Raw genomic sequence first — 20,007 nt, 5'->3', positions numbered from 1 at the left:
GTGCGGACCCTCAGGCGTCGACGCGCTCCGAGGCGTGGATGACCCAGGCGGCGGCCAGCGTGATGGCAGTCGATGTCGACACAAAAGCCAAGTTTGGAACTTCGCCGTAGAGCCACAACCCGAGCACACCGGCAAACACGAACTGCAGCAGCGCGACCAGGGCGACGTGTTGGCCGCTGAAGACCCGCATGCCCCAGTTCAGGATCGAGTGACCGATCACCATGGGCACCACCGCGATCCCGACCACCTGCAACCACGGGTAGCCGCCGCGCGGCCAGTACCCGCCCTCGAGCAGCAGGCCCGCGAGCAGGCAGAGCAGCCCGGCCAGGGTGTAGAGCGGTAGCAAGTAGCGCCAGATCGACTGGCCGTCGTCCTGTTTGCGGCTGTAGGCGAGGTAGACAGTCAACAGCACCATTGAACCGAAGCAGACGGCGTCACCGAGCAGCCAGGCGGGGTCGGTGTCGAAGTCGCTCATGGCGAGGATCACGAGGCCAATGCACGCGATGGCCGTGGCCGCGCCCTCCCGCCGGGTGATGCGCTCCCGCAGCATCGCCCAGAGCACCACTGGCATGGCGAGCGGCACGAGTGAGACGAGCAAGGTGGCGTTGGCAGCCGGAATCAACCGGGCACCGATGTTCCAGGTGACAAAGTGCACGGCCAACCAGAGCGCGGGCCAGGCGGCCTGGCGCAGGCCGTCGAGCAGCGCGTGTGGGCGCAGCTCCCCGGAACGCAGGGCGAGCGGCGCGATGATGAGCGCCGCCAGCAGGCACCGCCAGGCGGCCAGCATGATCGGCGGGGCGTCGCTTTCGCGGATGAACACCACCGAACTTGCAACGGCGAGCACGCCGAACAGCAAAACGAGTTGGTTTCGCATGCTAGACGAGCTTCTTTCGCCCCAGCCAGAGAATCAGCAGCAGCACCGGCACACCGAGCAGGGCCGTGCCGAGAAAAAAACCGCTGTAACCGACCGTGTCGACGGCACCGCCGGCGTAGCCGCCAAGCAGCTTGGGGAACAGCGTCATCAGCGAACTGTAGACCGCGTACTGTGTGGCCGTGAACTGGATGCTGGTCAACGCTGACAGCCAGGCGATGAACGCTGCGCTCGCCAGACCCGCGCTGAAATTGTCCGCGCCGATCACGATCGCCAACTTGACGATGCTCGGTTCGCCCGAGGCGAGCCACATGAACGCGATGTTGGTCGCGGCTGTCAGCAGGGCACCGGCGAACAGCAAGCGCAACACGCCCCAACGCAGACAGGCCACGCCGCCGATCAACCCCCCCGCGATCGTCATCAGCAGCCCGAACACTTTGGTGACCGACGCGATGGTCTGCTTGTCGTAGCCCATGTCGGCGTAGAAGACGTTGGAAACCGCGCCCATGACGATGTCGGCGATGCGGTAGGTGCCGATCAGCACCAACACCCAGAGCGCGAGTCGCCCGTAGCGCCGGATGAAATCCTCGGTGGGCGCGATGTAGGTGTCGTAGAGCATCGAATAGGGGACCGCACCCAGTCGTACCAGCAACCGGCCGGCGCCGAGGGCACACAGCAGGCAGAGCGCCATGCGGGCGGTGCCAAGCGCGAAACTCTTCACCGCATCGGTCGCCTTGTCGCCGCTGTGCCAGGCGGCCTTGAGGCTGTCCAGTGGGTTGCCGAGCACGATGAACGTGACAATGAACGCCGTGACCAGCGCCACGAACAGCGCGACGAATCGGACGTAGTCGCTGACGCCGTAGTCGTAGGTGGAGCCGGTGTCGGGCAGCTCCGGTTCGCCGAGACAGAACGTGGTCACGATGCCGATGCCCATGCACAGGGCCATGATCCGGTAGGTGTTGGCCCAGGCCTCGTAGTTGTAGTGGTCCATCGTCGACCCGAAGCCGGCCGCGAGGTATAGCGCGCCCGCACCCGCGACGAGCATGCCGATGCGGTAGCCTGCGACGTAGGTCGCCGACAGCAGCGCCTGGACGTCGCTGTCGCCGACCTCGATCCGGTAGGCGTCGATCACGATGTCCTGGGTGGCCGAGGAAAAACCGAGCGCCACGGCCGCGACGGCCAGGGTGGCGAGCCCGGCGGACGCCGGGTCCTGCGAGGCCATGCCGAACAAGGCGGCGATCACGGCCAGTTGCGCCAGCAGCAGCCAGGCGCGCCGGCGACCGAGCCACGCAGACAACAGCGGGATCGGCAGTTTGTCCACCAGCGGCGCCCAGACAAACTTGAACGAGTAGCCGAGCGCCGCCCAACTGAAGAAGGTGACCGCGCTGCGCGACACCCCGGCTTCGCGCAGCCAGAGTGATAAGCTGCTGAAAATCAACAGGATAGGCAGCCCTGCCGAGAAGCCCAGAAAGAGCAGCGCAAGCACCCGCCGCCAGTGTGCAGCGAGCAACGGTCCGAGCGCCGGCGGGGTTTCGGCCTGTGCGCTCACGCGGGCGCCTCGACGTCGTAGTCGACGATGTAGGGCGCATGGTCGGAGAAGCGCGGCTCGGTGTGGATGTGTGTCTGGCTGACGGTGCCGCGCAGGGATTTGCTGACGATCTGGTAGTCGAGCCGCCAACCGACGTTGTTGGTGTAGGCCTGCCCGCGGTTGGACCACCAGGTGTAGGTGTGCTCGGGTTGCTCGAGTTCGCGAAAGCTGTCAACCCAGCGACGCCGGTCGAAGGTGCGGTCCAGCCAGGCGCGTTCCTCGGGCAGGAACCCGGAGTTCTTCTGGTTGCTGCGCCAGTTGCGGATGTCACGCTCGGTGTGCGCGATGTTGAAGTCACCGCAGATGACCGTCGGGCTTCGGCGACGGGCCAGGGCGTCGAGGTGGGTGCTGAGGAAGCCCAGGCAGTCCATCTTGACGTCCTGGCGCGGTTGCCCGCTGCTACCGCTGGGCAGATACAGTGACACGACGGACAGGTTGGGGTACCGGAACTCGAGCCAGCGGGCCTCGGTGTCCATGGCGGCGTGTCCGAGCGTTCGGATTATCTTCTTCGGCGTTCGCCTGGCGAAGATTGCGACACCGCTGTAGCCCTTGCGTTCGGGGCTGTGGTACGCGCAGTGGTAACCCTCGGGCCAGTAGGCCGGGTCGGTGATCTGGTCTGCCTGGGCCCGCACTTCCTGCAGGCAGACGAAGTCCGCGTCCACGGAGGGCAACCAGTCGAAAAACCCTTTCCGATAGGCCGATCGGACACCGTTCGCGTTAAGTGTTAGAACACGCACAAAATTGGTCTCAGCGGGGGGCGTTTGCGGCGAATTGGGCGGGGTTCAGGCTGCTCAAGAGTTAGGTTCCTACGGCCGCTAGCTAACTGAATCATCTCTTGCCTGGATGCCCGCAGCCCTGTATGTACCGCGTTAACCCATGCTTCCCGCGTCGAGACTGGGCAGTTGTCCTGGTCGCGTGGCTGGCCCTTGTGGTCAGCCTGCCGGGACACGCGCGTCTTTACAAGTGGGTTGATGCGAACGGCAACACCATCTATTCCCAGACCCCACCCCCGAAAGACGCGAACGCCGGACACACCGAACTCAACAGCCGCGGGCTGAAGATGCGCGACGTCGAGCGGCCGCTCACCGACGCCGAACGTGCGGAGCAGGCGCGGCAAGCCGAGCTCGAGGCCGAGGTGGCGAAGTTCCGCGAGCAGGAAGCCCTGGCCGACCGCGAGCTCATCGAAGCCTTCCCGTCGCTGATGGCGCTCGACCAGGCGCGTGACTTCCGCCTCTCCACGCTCGATCAGAAAATCCGCTACTTCGCGTCGCGCCGGGCGGACGCCGCCGACAAGCTCGGCCTGAACCACGACCGCATCCGCAACTTCCAGCGCAAGAAGCTCAAGATACCCGAGCAGCTTGTGGTCGAGAAGATCAAGCTCGACCGTGACATCCAGGCGCTCGGCCAGCGCATCGCCAGCAACGAACTGGAGCGGGCAAAAGTCGAGGCCGAGTTCGCCGCCCACCGCGCCCGCTACATGCGGATCCTCGCCGAGCGAAAAGTCCAGGCGCTCGGCAACTGACGCTGCTCAGGCGTGGATCAGCGTGCCGACCCCGCTGTCGGTGAAGAGCTCCAGCAGCACCGCGTTCTCCACCCGACCGTCGATGATCTGAACCGCGTTCACCCCGCCCTCAACCGCTTCGAGAGCACACTGCACCTTGGGCAGCATGCCGCCCGCGATGGTGCCTTCGGCCACGAGCCCGGCGACGCGGGCGCGGTCGAGCCCGGTGAGCAACTGACCACCCGTGTCGAGGATGCCCGGCGTGTTGGTCAGCAACAGCAGCTTGTCGGCGCCCATGACCGTGGCGACGCGACTGGCGACCAGGTCGGCGTTGATGTTGTACGGCGCGCCGTCCGCGTCGACACCGATCGGTGCGATCACCGGGATCAGGTCGGCGCGTTGCAGGCTGCGCACCAGCGTCGGGTCGATTGACGCCACTTCGCCGACGAAGCCGAGGTCGGCGCTCTGACCGGGTGCATCCGGGTCGGCCATCTGCATCGGCGTCGCGCGGATGAAGCCGGTGTCGCGGCCGGTGATGCCGATTGCCTGGCCGCCCTCGTTGCACAGCAGGCTGACAATGCGCTTGTTGACCTCTCCGCCGAGCACCATCTCGACCACCGCCATCGTGTCTGCGTCGGTGACCCGCATGCCGCCGATGAACGACGAGGTCTTGCCGAGCTGCTCCAGCAACGAGCCGATCTGCGGCCCGCCGCCGTGGACCACCACCGGGTTGATGCCACAGTGCTTCATCAAGACGATGTTGCGGGCAAAGCCGCGCTGCAGGTCCGCGTCCGTCATGGCGTTGCCGCCGTACTTGACCACCACGGTCTTGCCCGCGTGCCGGCGGATGTAGGGCAGGGCTTCGTTGAGTACGGCGCCTGTCATGTCGCTGTTGATCGAACTCACGGTGGGGTCCTTCAGGTTGTCGGCGCATCCGCGTGGCGGATGTGCTCGGGCAGGGTCAGGTCGGGCGCGGCGGCTTGCAGGGCCGCCAGCATGGTGTCCCGGATGCGGTGCAGCGCGGCCCGCGATTCGCCCTCGAAGCGCAGCACCAGGTTGGCGGTGGTGTTCGAGGCGCGCAACAAGCCCCAGCCGTCCCGGAAGTCCACACGCAGGCCGTCGAGGGTCAACACCTCCGCGTCGGCGAAGGCCGCGTCCGCGAGCAGCGCTCGGGCGATCGCGTGGGGCTCGTGGCCGGGGCAGGGCAGCAACAGTTCGTCGGTGGCGTGCCCCAACGGGAAGTGTGCGAAGCGTGCCGCCGCTGGCTCCGGGTGCGCGGCGAGGTGCTCGAGCAGCCGTGCGCCGGCGTAGAGCGCGTCGTCGAAGCCATACCAGCGGTCGGCGAACAACAGGTGGCCGCTGAGCTCGCCGGCGAGCGGAGCCGCGTGCTCTCGGGCACTGCTCTTGAGGTGGGCGTGACCGGTCTTGCAGTATATCGGTTTGCCACCGGCGCGCAGCACGGTGTCGTTGAGTGCCTTGCTGCACTTTACGTCGAACACCACGGCCGCCCCGGAGTGGGTGCTGAGCACGTCGGTGGCGAACAGCATCATCAGTCGGTCGGCCGCAATGCGTTGCCCGCGGTCGTCGACCACGCCGAGGCGGTCGCCGTCGCCGTCAAAGGCCAGACCGGCGGCGAGGCCGTCGGCCGTGACGCGCGTGGCGAGGTCGCGCAGATTGTCGGCAACAGCGGGATCGGGGTGGTGGTGTGGGAACGCGCCGTCGACGGTGTCGTACAGCGCGGTCACCTCGCAGCCCAAGGCGGTGTAGAGGTCGCGCGCGAGTGTCGCCGCTGCGCCGTTGCCGCAATCGACTGCCACCGTGAGCGGCCGCGCCAGGGTGACGGAATCGGCGACCGCGCGGATGTACTGCGCGCGAATGTCGTGGTTGCTCTGCGTGCCGCCGTCGTGGCGGGGTGTCTGGCCGTCAATGTCGTCGCGCAGGGCGCGCAGGGCATCGCCGAAGAAGGGCACGCCTGCGAGGCTGAGCTTGAAGCCGTTGTCGTGCTTCGGGTTGTGGCTGCCTGTGATCATCAGCGCGTTGCCGCAGCCGAAATGGTGCTGAGCAAAATACAGGAGCGGTGTGGGTACGAGACCGATGTCGAGCACCTCGAGGCCAGCGGCGACGAGGGCACTCGACACCGCAGCGTGCAGTGCCGGGCTGGACAGGCGGCCGTCTCGCCCGAGCAGCACGCGCCTGTCATCGGTGGCGCGCACGCGCTCGGCGAAGGCACCGGCGATCGCGGTGGCCACCGGTGGTGTCAGCAGGGTCCTCGCGCAGCCGCGCACGTCGTAGGCGCGGAACAGACTTGCGTCAGGCAATGTCATGGGGTGTCAGCGTGTTCCGGTCGACCCGTAGCCGCCTTCCCCTCGGCTGCTCTCGACAAAGGCGTCGACGATGTCGAAAGCCGCTTGCACCACGGGCACCACGACAAACTGGGCGATGCGCTCGCCGACGGCAACGGTGTAGGGCGTCTCACTGCGATTCCATGCCGAGACGAAGAGTTGACCCTGGTAGTCCGAGTCGATCAGCCCGACCAGGTTGCCCAGCACGATACCGTGTTTGTGGCCGAGCCCCGAGCGTGGCAACACGATGCCGGCCAGTGTCGGGTCGGCGATGTGCACCGCCATGCCGGTGGGTATCAGCAGCGTCTGCCCGGGTTCGAGCACGGTGTCGGCGTCGAAGCAGGCGCGCAAATCGAGTCCGGCCGAGCCCGGGGTTGCGTACTCCGGCAAGGCGATCGTGTCACCGAGGCGGGGGTCGAGGAGTTTGACTTGTATGCGCTGCATCAGGCGTGGCTGAAATGGAGATCGGTGATGTGTTCGACGAGCCGGCGTGCCACGGTCAGTTTGGGCGCCCGCGCGATCTCGGTGTGTCCGCCGCCGGGCCACCAGAGCGCCAGGGCGTTGTCATCGGCCCCGAAGGCGCTGTGCGCACCGCCGACCTGGTTGGCGCAGATGAGGTCCAGTCCCTTGCGCTCGAGCTTGCCCTGCGCGTGCGCTGCCATGTCGTGGGTCTCGGCAGCGAATCCCACGCACACCGGCCGCGACGGGCGTGCCGCGACCTGCGCCAGGATGTCAGGGTTGCGCTCGAGTGACAGCGCCAGCGTGTCGCTGTCCTTCTTGATCTTCTGATCTGCGGGACTGGCGACGTGGTAGTCGGCGACAGCCGCACAGGCGACGAAGAGGTCACAATCGTCGATGGCTCCGAGCACCGCACCGAGCATGTCTCGGGCGGAGAGCACATCCGTGCGAGACACGCCCGGGGGTGTCGGCAGCGCGGTGGGTCCGCTAACGAGTTGCACGTCCGCGCCGGCCTCTGCCAGCGCCTGGGCGATGGCGTAACCCATCTTCCCGCTGCTGTGGTTACTGAGGTAGCGCACCGGGTCGATCGCTTCCTGGGTGGGTCCGGCGGTGACGATCGCGCGCTTGCCAATCAGTGGTGCATTCGTCGGTGCACACACCGCTGCGACGATGTCCTGCGGCTCCAGCAACCGCCCGGCACCCACATCGCCACACGCCTGATCGCCGTGCGCGGGCCCGAGGGTGTGGGCGCCGCGGGACGCCAGGGTTGCCATGTTGGCCTGTGTCGCCGGGTGGGCCCACATGGCCTGGTTCATCGCCGGCGCGACGTAGAGGGGGGCTTTGCTCGCCAGGACCACCGTGGTCAGCAAGTCGTCCGCCAGCCCGCCGGCGAGGCGCGCCAACACGTCCGCGGTGGCCGGCGCGATCAGTATGAGGTCGGCCCAGCGCGCGAGCTCGATGTGGCCCATGGCCGCCTCGGCGGCCGGATCGAACAGTGACGTGCGCACCGGTCGCCCGGACAACGCCTGAAAGGTCATCGGCGTGACAAAGGCCTCGGCGCCTGCGGTCATGACGACCTGGACTTCGCACCCGACGTCGGACAGCCGTCTCACCAGCTCGGCGGCCTTGTAGGCGGCGATGCCGCCGGTGACGCCAAGTAATACTCTTTTGCTCACTCTCCGCTACCAGAAGCCGCAGACTCAGCCGATCAGTCTACCACCGTCGCCTGCGTGACACGGATTACACCGGGGTCCGGTCGGCGCCGGGTCTCACTGCGACCGCGCCGCTTGGCTGTCCGTCGGGTCACGGCGCACACGGGGGTCCGGCGGTTCGCTGCGACGCCGACCCGGCAGGCGGTGTGCGCCGCCACGTGTGTCCGTAGAACCCCTTGCGCTGGAACCGCCCAGAGAGGGCCGCGTCCCACTTCCTGAACCGCACGATACCGTGCCGACAAGGGGAGTGCCGTGAAACGATTCAGCAGGACAGGGCTGGTGTTGGGCCTGGTGCTTGCCACTGGCCTGCTGCACGCGTCAGACGTGGTCAAGCCGCGCGAGCACCGGTGCGAGGCCTTGCAGACGCAGGTTCGCGAGGCGGGCAGCATCAGACTGAAAGTGTTCCTCGGCTCACTGACGTTGCAGCACCGGGTTGCGGATTGCAAGGCCGATACGCACCAGATCGTGTCACCCAGCTGGCGGACGGCAGACAAACGCGGCTGCATCATCGGGTCCTACTGCACGATCCTCAACCACGGGCACATCGATTAGGTTCGACGCCAATAGCGCTGTTGACAGAGTTTAAGCGTCAAGCTTGGATTTTACCCGCATCAGGATAGCCGGGGATGGCAGAGATCGTTTGTTCTTCCCGACCTGGTTCTGGGCCTCGAGTTGCTCCAGAGCTTTTCTCGCCGCTTCGCGTTCAGGGTCTTGCCGGGTGGCGTAGCGGCGTCGCTCAATTTGGGTACCACCACGAACGGGTTGTTTCGCGTCCGCTAGTGACTGTTTAAGCTGTTGGTTCTCCCAGTTCAACAACCTTCGGGACTTATCCGCATCAATGTCGGCGAGCTCGGTTTGCAGGGTGTGCAGCTCCCGCTGCAATGCGTCTCTGTGGTCAGCGGCACTCGCTGCCCTGGCCAATGCTTCGCCCATGCTGTTCAACCGGGATTTCAACACTTCAACTCGTGCCGCAGACGTTCGGAGTTCATTTGAAATTTCCTCGCTCTCCCGTTGGGCTGCGGCGGCTGAGTCGACCAACGCGTCATTTTCATCTTCCAGAGCAGTGAGTCGCGCCGCGTCTTCAGCCACACGCGCCGCATGCGCGGAGCGTTCGGCGGTAAGGTCACGGTTTGCCTGATCAAGGCTTTGCTCCAGTTCGGAGAGTTGGCTCTCGAGCTGATCACGTTGGTCATTCACGTATTCGCACTCCTCTGCGACACGCTGCAGGTTGACCGCCAAGGCGTCGCGAGATTCGAGTTCTCCTGCTTGTTGGGATATTGTCGCTTGCGCCTCAGATAGGCTGTGCGACAGGCGCTCGTGATCCGAGCGAATGTCACAAAGGTCTGTTTGAACCTTTTTCAACTCGCTTTCTGTGCGCTGTCGGTCTTGGGTCAGTCGTTCAAGCTCTTCGCGGTTTCTCGTCAGCGTTTTTTCTGCGCTGGACAGCGACGCGTTGAGTTGACTGCATGTTCGATCGAGGTCGGCGCGTTCAGCTTCCAGTGTATCGGCAAGCTGGGCTCTCGCAGTCTCAGTTGCGATTGCCTTGCGCGCGCAATCTCGTTCAGCCTTTAGCGTTTCTGCCGTCGCTTCGAGCTGTTGTACCTCGTTTTCAAGTTGAACGCGTTTGGTTTCAAGCTGATGCGTGATATCGGCTAGCGTCTCACGGAGAGTGTTTATTTCCCCTCTAAGCTGAACACGCTCGTTTTTGAGTTCGTGAAGTTGAACAACGTGCTGCTTTAGTTTTTCCTGGTCGTGCTTAGCTGACGCTTGGACACGCTTTTCCGCGTCCACACTTTTTGCCAATACGAGTTTCTGTGCGTCATGCGCTTTAGCCAGTTCTGCGAGTGTTGTGCGCAGATTTTTGGCTTCGTTCTCAGTCTCAGCGAGTGTGGCTTGTCGAATTTTCGATTCGTTGTTCAACGTCTCGACTGCCGAACGGAATTCATCCAGTTGATTGGTCAACGTGTCTTTTGCGGCTTGCACATCGAGTAAGTCACGCCGAAGAGACAGTTCGGTTGTCAGCGCGCATTTGAGTGCCTCCTGCGCTTGCTTAACGGTAGCGAGGAGCTTCTTGAGTTTCTGGTCGCGCGCGGTGATAGCAAGCCTGTGTGAGGCGCGTTCTTTGGCGTGCTGCTGTAAGACAGCGAGTGCGGAGCGGTGTTTTGATTCAAATGCTTGCCTCTGTTCACTCGCAGTTTTCTGATTCTCTTTAAGCTGTGTAATGCGTTGCGCCTGTAGGAGTGACAGGCGCTGAAATTTCGCTTTGAGATCGGACTGCTTCAGTTCCGATTGCTGGCGCTCGGTTGACAGCAACCCTGCCAACTCTGATGCGACGCGTTCAAGCTGCGCGCAGTGGCGCGTCTTAGCCTCGAGCGCTTTCTCAATCGTCTCTCTGTCCATCGCCCGTTGGTACTCCTCAAAGGTGCTAGATCTTGTGATGAAGGTCTGTGCACGAGTCAGCGCGTATTGCGATCCCCGGAGTTTTCCGAAAGATGATTCTGAAGGCAAACCGACGCTTGAATCGTGTGAACTGCTAGACGTTGTTATGCCAGGCCTCAATAAATTTGTTACCGAATTGGATCACTTGCGATGTGGGGCGTTCGAGAAATTGAACATCGGTGGTGGATTGGCTGTCAGAGGTCGCCTGATTCGGCCTACAATGTGGGCGCCTCTCTGAGATCAGACACCCCCGTCGGGGCCCATCAGTGCCCTTGCATAGTGAAGTGCACAGCCAGTTCTCACCAGTGCACATCCCTTTTGGCGCCCCATGACCGCGAAACCTCCTGACAACCGCCTGGGCCTCTGGTACATGCTCATCGGCATGTGTCTGTTTGCCACCACGGACGCACTGGCCAAATTCCTGACCCAGACACTGCCGCCACTGCAGATCGTCTGGCTGCGTCAGACCGGCCTGTTGTCTGTGGTCATCGTGTTGCTGGTCTGGCACGGACCGCGGCTGTTGCGCTCGACGCAACCGGCCTTGCAATTGGGACGCGGGGTGCTTGCGTCGATCTCTGCCTCGCTGTTCATCGTTGCGGTGGCCTATGTGCCGCTCGCCGACGCCGTGGCGATCACCTTTGTCGCGCCCTTTCTGGTCACCGTGCTGGGCGCCTGGCTGTTGGGAGAAGCCGTCGGGCCGCGGCGCTGGACGGCCGTGATCGTGGGATTCGTGGGCACCTTGATCGTGATCCGACCCGGTCTCGGCGTTGTGCACCCGGCTGCGATGCTGCTCGTGATTGCGGCTGCCGCGTTTGCCGGACGCCAGATCCTCTCGCGCATGCTCGCGCGCGGGGACCCGACCCGCACCACCATTGCCTACACTGCCATCGTGTCCTGGACCCTGTTGGCGCTGCCCGTTCCCTTTGTCTGGCAAACCCCGTCAACCACGCAGCAGGTTGCGCTTCTGGTAGCCGTGGCGCTGCTCGCTGCGGCCGGCGAAGTCTTCGTCATCATGGCGCTTGATGCCGCAGAAGCCGTCGTTGTGGCCCCGGTCCAATACGTGTTGCTGGTCTGGGGTACGCTGTACGGCTTCCTCCTGTTCGGCCAGTTGCCCGATGGCTGGACGTGGCTCGGTGCAGCGATGATCGTGCTGACCGGCTTGTACATCTTTCACCGCGAGCGGCAGCTTGCACGTGCCCCGGCGCCGTCGGCAGGACACGGAGCTGATTGATGTCGCGAACTTCACGTGGCTGCGGGGGTCCCTGTGCTGTATCGCGAATCGGGAGAGGATCAGATGGCCCTGAATCAGAAAGTGTGGATTGGCGTTGGCGCTGTGCTGGCGTCCATGGGTGCGCACGCAGACGTGTCGGTGCGGTTCTACGAGGGGGCACCGAAGGACCGCTTCGAAGTCCGCAACGAGTCAGGCTGCGATCTCCGCAAGGTGCTGGTGTCGATCGACTTGCGCGAGAGTGCAGGGCGGCTCTATTTCGACACCACGGGTTCCGGTGCCGGGGTTGAGGTCTACCAGCCATTCGAATCCCGCGGCGCGGACCTGGTATTGGCGTCGGCTGAGACGGTGCGCGACGGCGACACCGCGCTGAGCGTGCGCATCGACGCGTTTGCCTCCGGGGCTCGGGCCAGTTTCACGATCGATGTCGACGACGCGCTGACCGACAGCGCGCTCGGCCAGATCCGCGTGGCTGACAGCGAGATGAGCGGCGCGCGGGTTGAGCTGCGCGCGCGGGGCGTCCCGTCCAGCGAGGGCCATTTCGACGGCGACCTCGCGCGCCTCGATATCGATTCGAACTGCGAGACTGGCTGATCGCCTTGCGTCGACCGGTGTGAGCCAATGCCGGAGTTGCCCTTCGCCCACGGCAGCCGAGAAGCGACTCACACATCATCCGCGAGGGCGCCGCGACGGTGTCACCGCACCCACCCGTCGTGTTGCCGCGAGGTCGGCCCGGGCCGCGCGAGCCCCATTTTGCGCATCGGTCACCGTGTGACGTTGCGCCAGTGGTGGGAACGCGCGCGTGGCACGGTGTAAACGGCGCGACACAGCGAGCGGCTGTTGTCGCGCTGCGGCGTGACACGACAATTCGGCAGCGCGGTCATGCGGCTCGAGCGGAGACGGAATTCAGGCATACTCTTCGGCCTGATCGGCGGGCGACGGTGGCGTCGATGCGTGCCAACACGTCGGTGAGCCAATCTGATAAGGTGGTACAGTGTGTTGCGTCACCGATGGCGTTCGTCAGTCACGACCCAACGTTCTCGAATTAGAAGTGAGGAAGACCCTTTATGAAGAAGTCCGCATTGTATTGCGCCACGGCGATTGCCGGCGTGCTCGGCATGGGAAGCGTGCAAGCGCAGCAGTTCATTTCGATCGGCACCGGCGGCGTGACGGGTGTCTACTACCCGACCGGCGGCGCGATTTGTAGACTGGTCAACAAAGACCGCAAAGAGCACGGCATCCGCTGCTCGGCCGAGTCAACCGGTGGCTCGATCTACAACATCAACACCATCCGCAACGGTGAGCTCGAGTTCGGCGTTGCCCAGTCCGACTGGCAATTTCACGCGTTCAACGGCACGTCCAAATTCGAAGAGCAGGGCGCGTTCGAAAACCTGCGCGCGGTCTTCTCGGTGCACCCGGAGCCCGTCACCATCGTGGCCCGTGCCGACGCCGGCATCAGCAACATCTCCGACATCAAGGGCAAGCGCCTGAACATCGGCAACCCCGGTTCGGGCACGCGTGGCACCTGGGAAGTCATCGAAGAAGCGATGGGCTGGGAGCGCGGCGACCTCAAACTCGCCGCCGAGATGAAGTCAGCGGAAACCGGTCAGGCCATGTGTGACGGCAAGATCGACGCGTACTTCTGGCTTGTCGGCCACCCGTCCGCCCTGACCCAGGAATCGCTCGCGACCTGTGACGCGGTGCTGGTCAACGCCACCGGCGACGCGATCGACTCGCTGGTTGCCGACAACCCCTACTACCGCTCTGCCACCATCCCGGCGGGCATGTACAACAACGACGCAGACATCACCACCTTCGGTGTAGGTGCGACCTTCGTGTCGAGCGCTGATGTGCCGGAAGAGGTGGTGTACACCGTTGTCAAGGCAGTCTTCGAGAACTTCGATTCGTTCAAGAAGCTGCACCCGGCTTTTGCCAACCTCAGCGAAGCCGAGATGATCTCCGACTCGCTGTCAGCACCGCTGCACGACGGTGCCGCCAAGTACTACGCTGAGCGGGGTTGGATGTAATCCGTCCAACGCGTACGTGAAAAAATGGCCTGGTACGTCCGGGCCATTTTTTTTTCTGCAGGCAGCCACGACGTGTTGATACAGGGGGTAACACCGTATGGCGAATACAAGCCCGGATAACATGCAGGATTTCGTTGCCGAGATCGACACCGGGGGGCGAAATCCTGCCGGGTTCATCGGCAAGCTGATCGCGACCATCGCGTTCGTGTGGGCGGTGTTCCAGCTCTACATCGCCTCGAATGTGCCGTTCTGGCTCACCGAGGTGACCGGCATCAGTCTGGTGGTCACCAACTCCAACGCACGGCTGATGCACCTCGCCTTCGGATTCGTGCTCGCGGCGCTCGCCTACCCCCTGTTCAAATCGAGTTCACGCGAGCACGTGCCCTGGTACGACTGGGCGCTGGCGGTGCTCGGCGCGGGCTGCTGTCTGTACATCGTGTTCCTGCGCGATGCCATCGCCGTGCGCGCCGGTCTGCCCACCACCGGTGACCTGGTCGCCTCGACCATCGGCCTGCTCGTGTTGGCCGTTGCGGTCTACCGCACCCTGGGGCTGCCGCTGTTGATCGTCGCGAGTGTGTTCGTCGCCTACGTCTTCTTCGGCGACTCGCCGTCGCTGCCCGAGACCATACAGTGGAAGGGTGCCTCCTACGGCAAGGCCATGTGGCACTACTGGATGCAGAACGAGGGCGTGTTCGGCGTGGCGCTTGGCGTGTCGGCCTCCCTGATCTTTCTGTTCGTGTTGTTTGGCGCGATTCTCGAGAAAGCGGGTGCGGGCAACTTCTTCATCAAGATCGCCTTCGCGCTGCTCGGCCACCTCAAGGGTGGGCCGGCGAAAGCGGCCGTCATGGCCTCGGCCATGAGCGGGCTGTACTCCGGGTCCTCGATCGCCAACACCGTGACCACGGGCACCTTCACGATCCCGCTTATGAAGCGCACCGGGTTTTCCGCCGAGAAGGCCGGTGCCGTTGAGGTTGCCTCCTCCACCAACGGCCAGCTCACGCCGCCGGTGATGGGCGCGGCGGCCTTTCTGATCTCGGAATTCACCGGTATCAGCTACACCGACATCATCAAACACGCGCTGGTGCCTGCGCTGGTGTCGTACATCGCACTCGTGTACATCGTGCACCTCGAGGCCTGCAAGATGAACCTGCAGGGCCTGCCGAAGCACCCGAGCACCAAGACCCTCGCGAACAAGCTGATCGGCTTTCTCAGCGGCTTCATCGGCATTGCGCTGCTGGGTATCGCGGTGTACTACGGCCTCGGTTGGATCAAGACGGCGATGCCGGACAGTGCGTTTCTGGCCGTGGTAATCCTCTGCACGGTGGCCTACCTGTACCTCTTGTTTCTTGCCTCCAAGCACCCGGACCTCGTCGTCGACGAGCCGGACACACCGATCACCGAGCTGCCGAAGGCGAGTGACACGGCGATCACAGGCTTGTATTACATCCTGCCGATCGTGATCCTGATCTGGTGCATCATCATCGAGCGGTTGTCGCCGGCGCTGTCGGCCTTCTGGGCAACCATCGCGATGATCATCGTGACTATCACGCAACACCCGATCAAGGCGCTCTTCCGCGGTGAGGCCGGCCAGATGGCCGCCGGTTTTTCGCGCGGCGTGTCCGAGTGGGTGGATGGCATGATCTCGGGCTCGCGCAACATGATCGGCATTTCCATTGCGACCGGCGCAGCCGGTTTGATCGTCGGCACGATCTCGTTGACCGGCGCGCACCAGGTGATCGGTGAGTTCGTCGAGTTTCTCGCCGGCGGCAACCTGATGGTGATGCTGATACTCGTTGCGATCATGAGTCTGATTCTCGGCATGGGTCTGCCCACCACGGCGAACTACATCGTCGTCTCGAGCCTGATGGCGCCGGTGATCATTGCGCTCGGCGCCAAGAGTGGCTTGATCGTGCCCCTGATTGCGGTGCACCTCTTCGTCTTCTACTTCGGCATCCTCGCCGACGACACGCCACCGGTGGGGCTCGCGGCGACCGCCGCGGCGGCCATCGGCAAGGCCGACCCGATCAAGACCGGTATCCAGGGGTTCGCGTACGACATCCGCACCGCGCTGCTGCCGTTCCTGTTCATCTTCAACACAGAACTGCTGCTGATCGACGTGGGTTGGATGAAAGCCATCTTCATCTTTTTCGTCGCGGTGATCGCGATGATGCTGTTCGCCTCGGCGACACAGGGGTGGCTGCTGACCCGCAACCGCGTCTGGGAGTCCGCGATGTTGCTGTTGGTCGCGTTCACGCTGTTCCGACCCGGGTACTGGCTCGACAAGGTTCAGCCACCTTACGTGGCGGAGGAAGGCAGCAAAGTCTACGAGGTGGTGGGCGAGATCACACCGGGTGGCACGGCGACCTTCGTTGTCAGCGGGCCGAATTTCGACACCGGTGAGATGGACCGCACCACCTTGCTCGTGCCGCTCGACTCGCCCAAGGACGCGGCGGAGCGATTGACCGAGGCGGGGCTCGATGTGCGGCTCGAGAACGGCGTGGCCATCGTCGACGAACCGATGATCGGCACGCCGTATTTCGAGCAGATCGGCAACTTGTTCGACTTCTATGCCGACGACCCGGTGCAGATCGCCGAGATCAAGAAACCCGTCGAGCGCATGCCGAAGGAGATTTTCTACCTCCCGGCGTTGCTGTTGCTCGGCCTGGTGGTCTGGCTGCAGCGCCGTCGCATCGCGGCCACCGCCTGATCGCCCCTGTGTCGGGTCTCTCCCGGGCCCGACCCGGGCGCATGTCGGGTCAGCTCACGTCTTTCCGCGTGCGCTGCTGATTTCGGTGAAGACACCGAGCACGATGAGCAGCGTGCCGAGCGCCTTACTGACGGTGAAAGGTTCGTCGAGCCAGATGCTGCTCGAGGCGACGCCGGACAAAATCTCGGCGGAGAGCAGAAACGTGACCGTTGCCGGTGCGAGCCTGGCCGCGCCAATGAAGGTGAGCACGGTGATCGGCAGCACGTAGAGGCAGCCAGCCAGCGTGGCGTAGAGGATGGCTGCGGGCCAGTCCACTGCAGCCCAGTTCAGCGTTCCCGGTGCGATCAGCGCGACGGCACCGGCGACGACGATCGCAAACCCGTTGGCTGCAAGACCGAGGTCCAGGGCATCCGGTGCCTCGCTGCTGAACACGATCGCTGCACCTGCCGACCAACAAACGCCCGCAATCAGCGCGATCAGGTCTCCGCCGTTGAAACCGCCCGTGATGTCCTGGCTGACTGCAAACGGGTTGATCATGGCGATGAGGCCGAGCGCGAACAAGGCCAAGGCCAGCGCGGTGCGTGCATCGAGTCGACGGCCGAACCACCGGCACTCGATCAGGATGCTCCAGGCCGGTGAGAGGTAGAAGAGCAACACCACGCGCGTGACGTCCGTGAAGTTCAGCGCGGCGCCATAGAGTGAAATCGCACACCCGATCGCGAGGGCCCCGGCGACGTGACGGCGGCTCAATCGCAGCCTGGCACGTAGGCAGCGCCACAGCATCACTGGCGCAATACCGAGCACCAACGAAAACGCCGCTACCGTGCCACTGAGCCCGGTGGTTGTGAGCAGCTGGATTGGCACCCAGTAGAGACCCCAGAGCAGCGCTGCGACCGTGACCGCGAGCAGCGTGCGGCGGTGTGACCAGGTGTGAATCACAAGCCTGCGTCGGGAAATCGGCGCGGTTGCAAGGCGCTGTGGAACCAGCTCACGAAACTCGCCATCGAGTAGGTCGGCAGACGCGTTGCGTGTTGGATGTCGGACGCGTAGGGAATCATGTTTGTGCACTCGAGCACAATCGCGCCAACCTCCGGGTGTGCGGCCTGCAATTCCAGCGCGGCTTCGACGTTGTCGAGGCGCGCGGCCTCGACGTCGAGCTCGAACTCGTCGTCGAGAATCGCCCGGGTAAACTCGCGCCGCCCCTCGGTGGTGGCGATCGGCGTATCCGCTGGCACGCCGGCACAGGCGAGGTGGTGCGGCGTGAGGCTGCTGCCCGAGATCGTCAGGATGCCTGCTCGGCGTGTCGGTGGCAGAGTGGCGTCGACCAGGTTGACCTGCATCAGCGAGGACGTGGCAACCGGGCAATCGAGCGCGGCAGCGAGTTCGGCCTGGTAGAGCGCGAGGAAGCCGCAGTTGGTGGTGATGCCGTCTGCGCCGTGTGCCACCAGGTCGCGTGCAGCGTCGATGAACGGGGCGAGCATGCCGGTCGCGCCGCCGCGCACCACCCGGTCGGGTGAGGCGCCGCGGACCACGCGGTACTGCACCGGGAACGGCCAGGTCAGAGCGTTGCCCATGTCACCGACGATGCGCGGGAAGCGGGCCTCGAGCATGAGGATGCCGACCGTCGCGCCGTAGACGGCTTTGCCGCCCGTTGCGCGCGCGGGTGGGGCGCTGGTGCTCATCGTACTCGGTCTCCCTGTCGCTCTGCGCCCGGCACTATAGCGTGTCGTGGTTAGGTGTGCGCCGCACGGCTCGGGCCGGCCGATTGTGGTAGCGTCGCAGCTGGTTTGGTTCGAGATCAGGTGCGCATGAACAACGAGCAGGAGCGCCGCGGCGACGCACGACGTGGCGACGCCCGACGTAGCGACGCCCGACGTAGCGACGCCCGTCGCCACGTCGTCGTGGTCGGCGCCGGGATCGTGGGCGTGTCGACGGCAATCGAGTTGTTGCGTGCGGGCCTCGAGGTGACACTGATCGACCGGGGCGAGCCGGGCGAGGGCACCAGCTTCGGCAACGGCGGCGTGCTCGCGGCCTGCGCCGTGGTGCCGGTGACGGTGCCTGGCTTGCTGAAAAAGGCGCCGAAGATGCTGTTCAGCGCCGATCAGCCGCTGTTCCTGAAATGGTCCTACCTGCCCAGGTTACTGCCGTGGTTGCGGCAGTACCTCAAACACGCCAACGCCGCCGACGCGCGGCGCATCGCCGCGGCGATGAACCCGATCATCGGCGACAGCCTGGCCGACCACCAGGCCCTGGCGCGCGGCACCCGGGCCGAGCGGTGGCTACGGCCATCCGACTACGTTTTTCTGTACCGGGACCGGGCCGCCTTCGAAGCCGACCACTTTGCCTGGGACATTCGCCGCGCCGAGGGCTTTCGCTGGCGGGAAATCGAGGGCGACGCGGTGGCCGAGTACGACCCACATATCTCGCCGGACATCCGCTTTCTGGTGGCCTTGCCCGACCACGGCCACATCACCGACCCGGGCCAGTACGTCAAGGACCTGGCGGCCCACGCGGTCGAGCAGGGTGCGCGCTGGTTGCAAGGCACGGTGAGCGACGTCGTGCGCGAAAACAGCCAAACAGTGGGAGTGCGCGTCGACGGTGAGACGGTGGCGGCCGACGATGTGGTGCTGGCGACCGGGGCCTGGTCACGCTCGCTGACCGACACGCTGGGCATCTCGATTCCACTCGAGAGCGAACGCGGCTACCACCTCGAGCTGGTCGAGCCGAGTTTCATGCCGAGCGTGCCCTGCATGGTGGCCTCGGGCAAGTTCGTCATGACGCCGATGGACGGGCGGCTGCGCCTTGCGGGGGTGGTCGAGTTCGGTGGACTGAACGCGCCACCGTCGCGCGAGCCGATCGAGCTGCTCAAACGGCAGGCGCTCGAGGCGTTGCCCGGGATCACCTGGCGTGAGACACGGGAGTGGCTGGGCCACCGACCGGCGCCAACCGACTCCATCCCCTTGATCGGCGCGCTCGACCACGTACCCGGTACCTGGCTTGGCTTTGGTCACCAACACGTGGGCCTCACTGGCGGGCCCAAGACTGGGCGCCTGCTCGCGCAACTCATCTCGGGGAACACCCCGAACATCGACATGAGCCCCTACGCGCCAGCGCGGTTCGCGACGCGCTGACACGCCTTCGCCGCGTCTTGCCGGGCCGGCACGGCCCGGCAAGGACTTGGCTCCCACGGGGGTGAGTGACAGCCTGAGCGTGATGCGTCCCGGTCCCTGTGGGAGCGTCTGCCTCGCGCCAGCGAGCAGGCGCGAATGCGGTGTCGGGGCATTCGCCGCGTCTCGCCGGGCCTGCGCGGCCCGGCTAGGTCGCGGCTACCACGAGGGCGAGAGTTGCTCGGCGCGTGGTGCGGCCCCAGCCCCTGTGGGAGCGTCTACCTCGCGCCAGCGAGTAGGCGCGAATGCGGTGCCAGCTTATTCGCCGCGTCTTGCCGGGCCTGCGCGGCCCGGCTAGGACGCAGCTCCCACAGGGGTGTGAGGCGTTCTGAGCGTGATGTGGCCCCGATCCTTGTGGGAGCGTCTACCTCGCGTGAGCGAGTAGGCGCGAATGCGGTGCCAGCTTATTCGGCGCGTCTCGCCGGGCCTGCTTTGCCCGGCAAGGACGCAGCTCCCACGGGGGTGAG

17 protein-coding genes are annotated in these 20,007 nt (G+C 64.8%); 7 read left to right on the top strand and 10 right to left on the bottom strand.

The annotated features are described in order from the left end of the window. Window positions 1-10 precede the first annotated feature (10 nt). The 3 genes from AAGA11_16295 to AAGA11_16285 are packed head-to-tail and all read right to left on the bottom strand — an operon-like array spanning window position 11 to window position 3,196. Window positions 11-874, bottom strand: coding sequence for a DMT family transporter (locus AAGA11_16295; GenBank protein MEM9604428.1), 864 nt, complete (start codon window positions 872-874; stop codon window positions 11-13). 1 nt (window position 875) lies between these two features. Further along, window positions 876-2,420, bottom strand: a complete 1,545-nt coding sequence (locus AAGA11_16290) for an MFS transporter (protein MEM9604427.1) — start codon at window positions 2,418-2,420, stop codon at window positions 876-878. Next, complete coding sequence (locus AAGA11_16285) at window positions 2,417-3,196, bottom strand: exodeoxyribonuclease III (protein ID MEM9604426.1); 780 nt, start codon at window positions 3,194-3,196, stop codon at window positions 2,417-2,419. The genes AAGA11_16290 and AAGA11_16285 overlap by 4 nt, the downstream gene beginning before the upstream one ends. Window positions 3,197-3,318: 122 nt before the next feature. Here AAGA11_16285 and AAGA11_16280 point away from each other — a divergent pair, with 122 nt between their 5' ends. Beyond that, window positions 3,319-3,981: a DUF4124 domain-containing protein gene (locus AAGA11_16280; GenBank protein ID MEM9604425.1), complete on the top strand. Its 663-nt coding sequence runs from the start codon at window positions 3,319-3,321 to the stop codon at window positions 3,979-3,981. A 6-nt stretch (window positions 3,982-3,987) separates the two neighbouring features. Here the strand turns inward: AAGA11_16280 and argB are convergent, their stop codons facing one another. Genes argB through coaBC form a run of 4 tightly spaced genes read right to left on the bottom strand, consistent with a single transcriptional unit; the run spans window position 3,988 to window position 7,936 of the window. Then, window positions 3,988-4,845, bottom strand: coding sequence for an acetylglutamate kinase (argB, locus tag AAGA11_16275; GenBank protein MEM9604424.1), 858 nt, complete (start codon window positions 4,843-4,845; stop codon window positions 3,988-3,990). A 32-nt stretch (window positions 4,846-4,877) separates the two neighbouring features. Continuing rightward, on the bottom strand, window positions 4,878-6,284 hold the full coding sequence (locus tag AAGA11_16270; GenBank protein MEM9604423.1) for a phosphomannomutase/phosphoglucomutase: 1,407 nt from the start codon (window positions 6,282-6,284) through the stop codon (window positions 4,878-4,880). Window positions 6,285-6,290: 6 nt separating this feature from the next. Further along, window positions 6,291-6,746, bottom strand: a complete 456-nt coding sequence (gene dut / locus AAGA11_16265; protein ID MEM9604422.1) for a dUTP diphosphatase — start codon at window positions 6,744-6,746, stop codon at window positions 6,291-6,293. Beyond that, window positions 6,746-7,936 (bottom strand): bifunctional phosphopantothenoylcysteine decarboxylase/phosphopantothenate--cysteine ligase CoaBC, encoded by a 1,191-nt coding sequence (gene coaBC, locus AAGA11_16260; GenBank protein MEM9604421.1) that lies wholly within the window; start codon window positions 7,934-7,936, stop codon window positions 6,746-6,748. Before coaBC ends, dut begins: the two co-directional genes overlap by 1 nt. 288 nt (window positions 7,937-8,224) lie before the next feature. Between coaBC and AAGA11_16255 the strand changes: the two genes are divergently transcribed. Beyond that, window positions 8,225-8,524: a hypothetical protein gene (locus AAGA11_16255; GenBank protein MEM9604420.1), complete on the top strand. Its 300-nt coding sequence runs from the start codon at window positions 8,225-8,227 to the stop codon at window positions 8,522-8,524. 30 nt (window positions 8,525-8,554) lie between these two features. Here AAGA11_16255 and AAGA11_16250 read toward each other — a convergent pair whose 3' ends face one another. Next, window positions 8,555-10,372, bottom strand: coding sequence for a hypothetical protein (locus AAGA11_16250; GenBank protein ID MEM9604419.1), 1,818 nt, complete (start codon window positions 10,370-10,372; stop codon window positions 8,555-8,557). A gap of 367 nt (window positions 10,373-10,739) precedes the next feature. On the opposite strand from AAGA11_16250, the gene AAGA11_16245 reads away from it, so the two are divergent. The 4 genes from AAGA11_16245 to AAGA11_16230 all read left to right on the top strand — a co-directional run bounded on the left by AAGA11_16245 (window position 10,740) and on the right by AAGA11_16230 (window position 16,373). Continuing rightward, complete coding sequence (locus tag AAGA11_16245) at window positions 10,740-11,642, top strand: DMT family transporter (protein MEM9604418.1); 903 nt, start codon at window positions 10,740-10,742, stop codon at window positions 11,640-11,642. A gap of 63 nt (window positions 11,643-11,705) precedes the next feature. Continuing rightward, window positions 11,706-12,233 (top strand): hypothetical protein, encoded by a 528-nt coding sequence (locus tag AAGA11_16240; protein MEM9604417.1) that lies wholly within the window; start codon window positions 11,706-11,708, stop codon window positions 12,231-12,233. Between the two features lie 473 nt (window positions 12,234-12,706). Continuing rightward, a complete protein-coding gene (locus AAGA11_16235; protein MEM9604416.1) occupies window positions 12,707-13,666 on the top strand; it encodes a TAXI family TRAP transporter solute-binding subunit in 960 nt (319 codons plus the stop codon). 121 nt (window positions 13,667-13,787) lie between these two features. After that, window positions 13,788-16,373 (top strand): TRAP transporter permease, encoded by a 2,586-nt coding sequence (locus tag AAGA11_16230; GenBank protein MEM9604415.1) that lies wholly within the window; start codon window positions 13,788-13,790, stop codon window positions 16,371-16,373. A gap of 54 nt (window positions 16,374-16,427) precedes the next feature. Here AAGA11_16230 and AAGA11_16225 read toward each other — a convergent pair whose 3' ends face one another. Continuing rightward, complete coding sequence (locus AAGA11_16225; GenBank protein ID MEM9604414.1) at window positions 16,428-17,312, bottom strand: DMT family transporter; 885 nt, start codon at window positions 17,310-17,312, stop codon at window positions 16,428-16,430. Continuing rightward, a complete protein-coding gene (locus tag AAGA11_16220) occupies window positions 17,309-18,055 on the bottom strand; it encodes an aspartate/glutamate racemase family protein (protein MEM9604413.1) in 747 nt (248 codons plus the stop codon). Before AAGA11_16220 ends, AAGA11_16225 begins: the two co-directional genes overlap by 4 nt. Before the next feature lie 126 nt (window positions 18,056-18,181). Between AAGA11_16220 and AAGA11_16215 the strand changes: the two genes are divergently transcribed. Then, on the top strand, window positions 18,182-19,504 hold the full coding sequence (locus AAGA11_16215; protein MEM9604412.1) for an FAD-dependent oxidoreductase: 1,323 nt from the start codon (window positions 18,182-18,184) through the stop codon (window positions 19,502-19,504). Window positions 19,505-20,007: the final 503 nt, after the last annotated feature.

Source organism: Pseudomonadota bacterium (assembly GCA_039196715.1).
GTDB lineage: Bacteria > Pseudomonadota > Gammaproteobacteria > CALCKW01 > CALCKW01 > CALCKW01.
The sequence above is the reverse complement of the archived record's forward strand: the minus strand, read 5'-3'. Positions and strand labels throughout refer to the sequence as shown.

Excerpts from the sequence above, each read along its gene's own strand:
- AAGA11_16295 (MEM9604428.1), bottom strand. The coding sequence starts at position 874 with ATGCGAAACCAACTCGTTTTGCTGTTCGGCGTGCTCGCCGTTGCAAGT.
- AAGA11_16280 (MEM9604425.1), top strand. The coding sequence starts at position 3,319 with ATGTACCGCGTTAACCCATGCTTCCCGCGTCGAGACTGGGCAGTTGTC.
- argB (MEM9604424.1), bottom strand. The coding sequence starts at position 4,845 with ATGACAGGCGCCGTACTCAACGAAGCCCTGCCCTACATCCGCCGGCAC.
- AAGA11_16270 (MEM9604423.1), bottom strand. The coding sequence starts at position 6,284 with ATGACATTGCCTGACGCAAGTCTGTTCCGCGCCTACGACGTGCGCGGC.
- dut (MEM9604422.1), bottom strand. The coding sequence starts at position 6,746 with ATGCAGCGCATACAAGTCAAACTCCTCGACCCCCGCCTCGGTGACACG.
- AAGA11_16250 (MEM9604419.1), bottom strand. The coding sequence starts at position 10,372 with ATGGACAGAGAGACGATTGAGAAAGCGCTCGAGGCTAAGACGCGCCAC.
- AAGA11_16245 (MEM9604418.1), top strand. The coding sequence starts at position 10,740 with ATGACCGCGAAACCTCCTGACAACCGCCTGGGCCTCTGGTACATGCTC.
- AAGA11_16240 (MEM9604417.1), top strand. The coding sequence starts at position 11,706 with ATGGCCCTGAATCAGAAAGTGTGGATTGGCGTTGGCGCTGTGCTGGCG.
- AAGA11_16235 (MEM9604416.1), top strand. The coding sequence starts at position 12,707 with ATGAAGAAGTCCGCATTGTATTGCGCCACGGCGATTGCCGGCGTGCTC.
- AAGA11_16230 (MEM9604415.1), top strand. The coding sequence starts at position 13,788 with ATGCAGGATTTCGTTGCCGAGATCGACACCGGGGGGCGAAATCCTGCC.
- AAGA11_16220 (MEM9604413.1), bottom strand. The coding sequence starts at position 18,055 with ATGAGCACCAGCGCCCCACCCGCGCGCGCAACGGGCGGCAAAGCCGTC.
- AAGA11_16215 (MEM9604412.1), top strand. The coding sequence starts at position 18,182 with ATGAACAACGAGCAGGAGCGCCGCGGCGACGCACGACGTGGCGACGCC.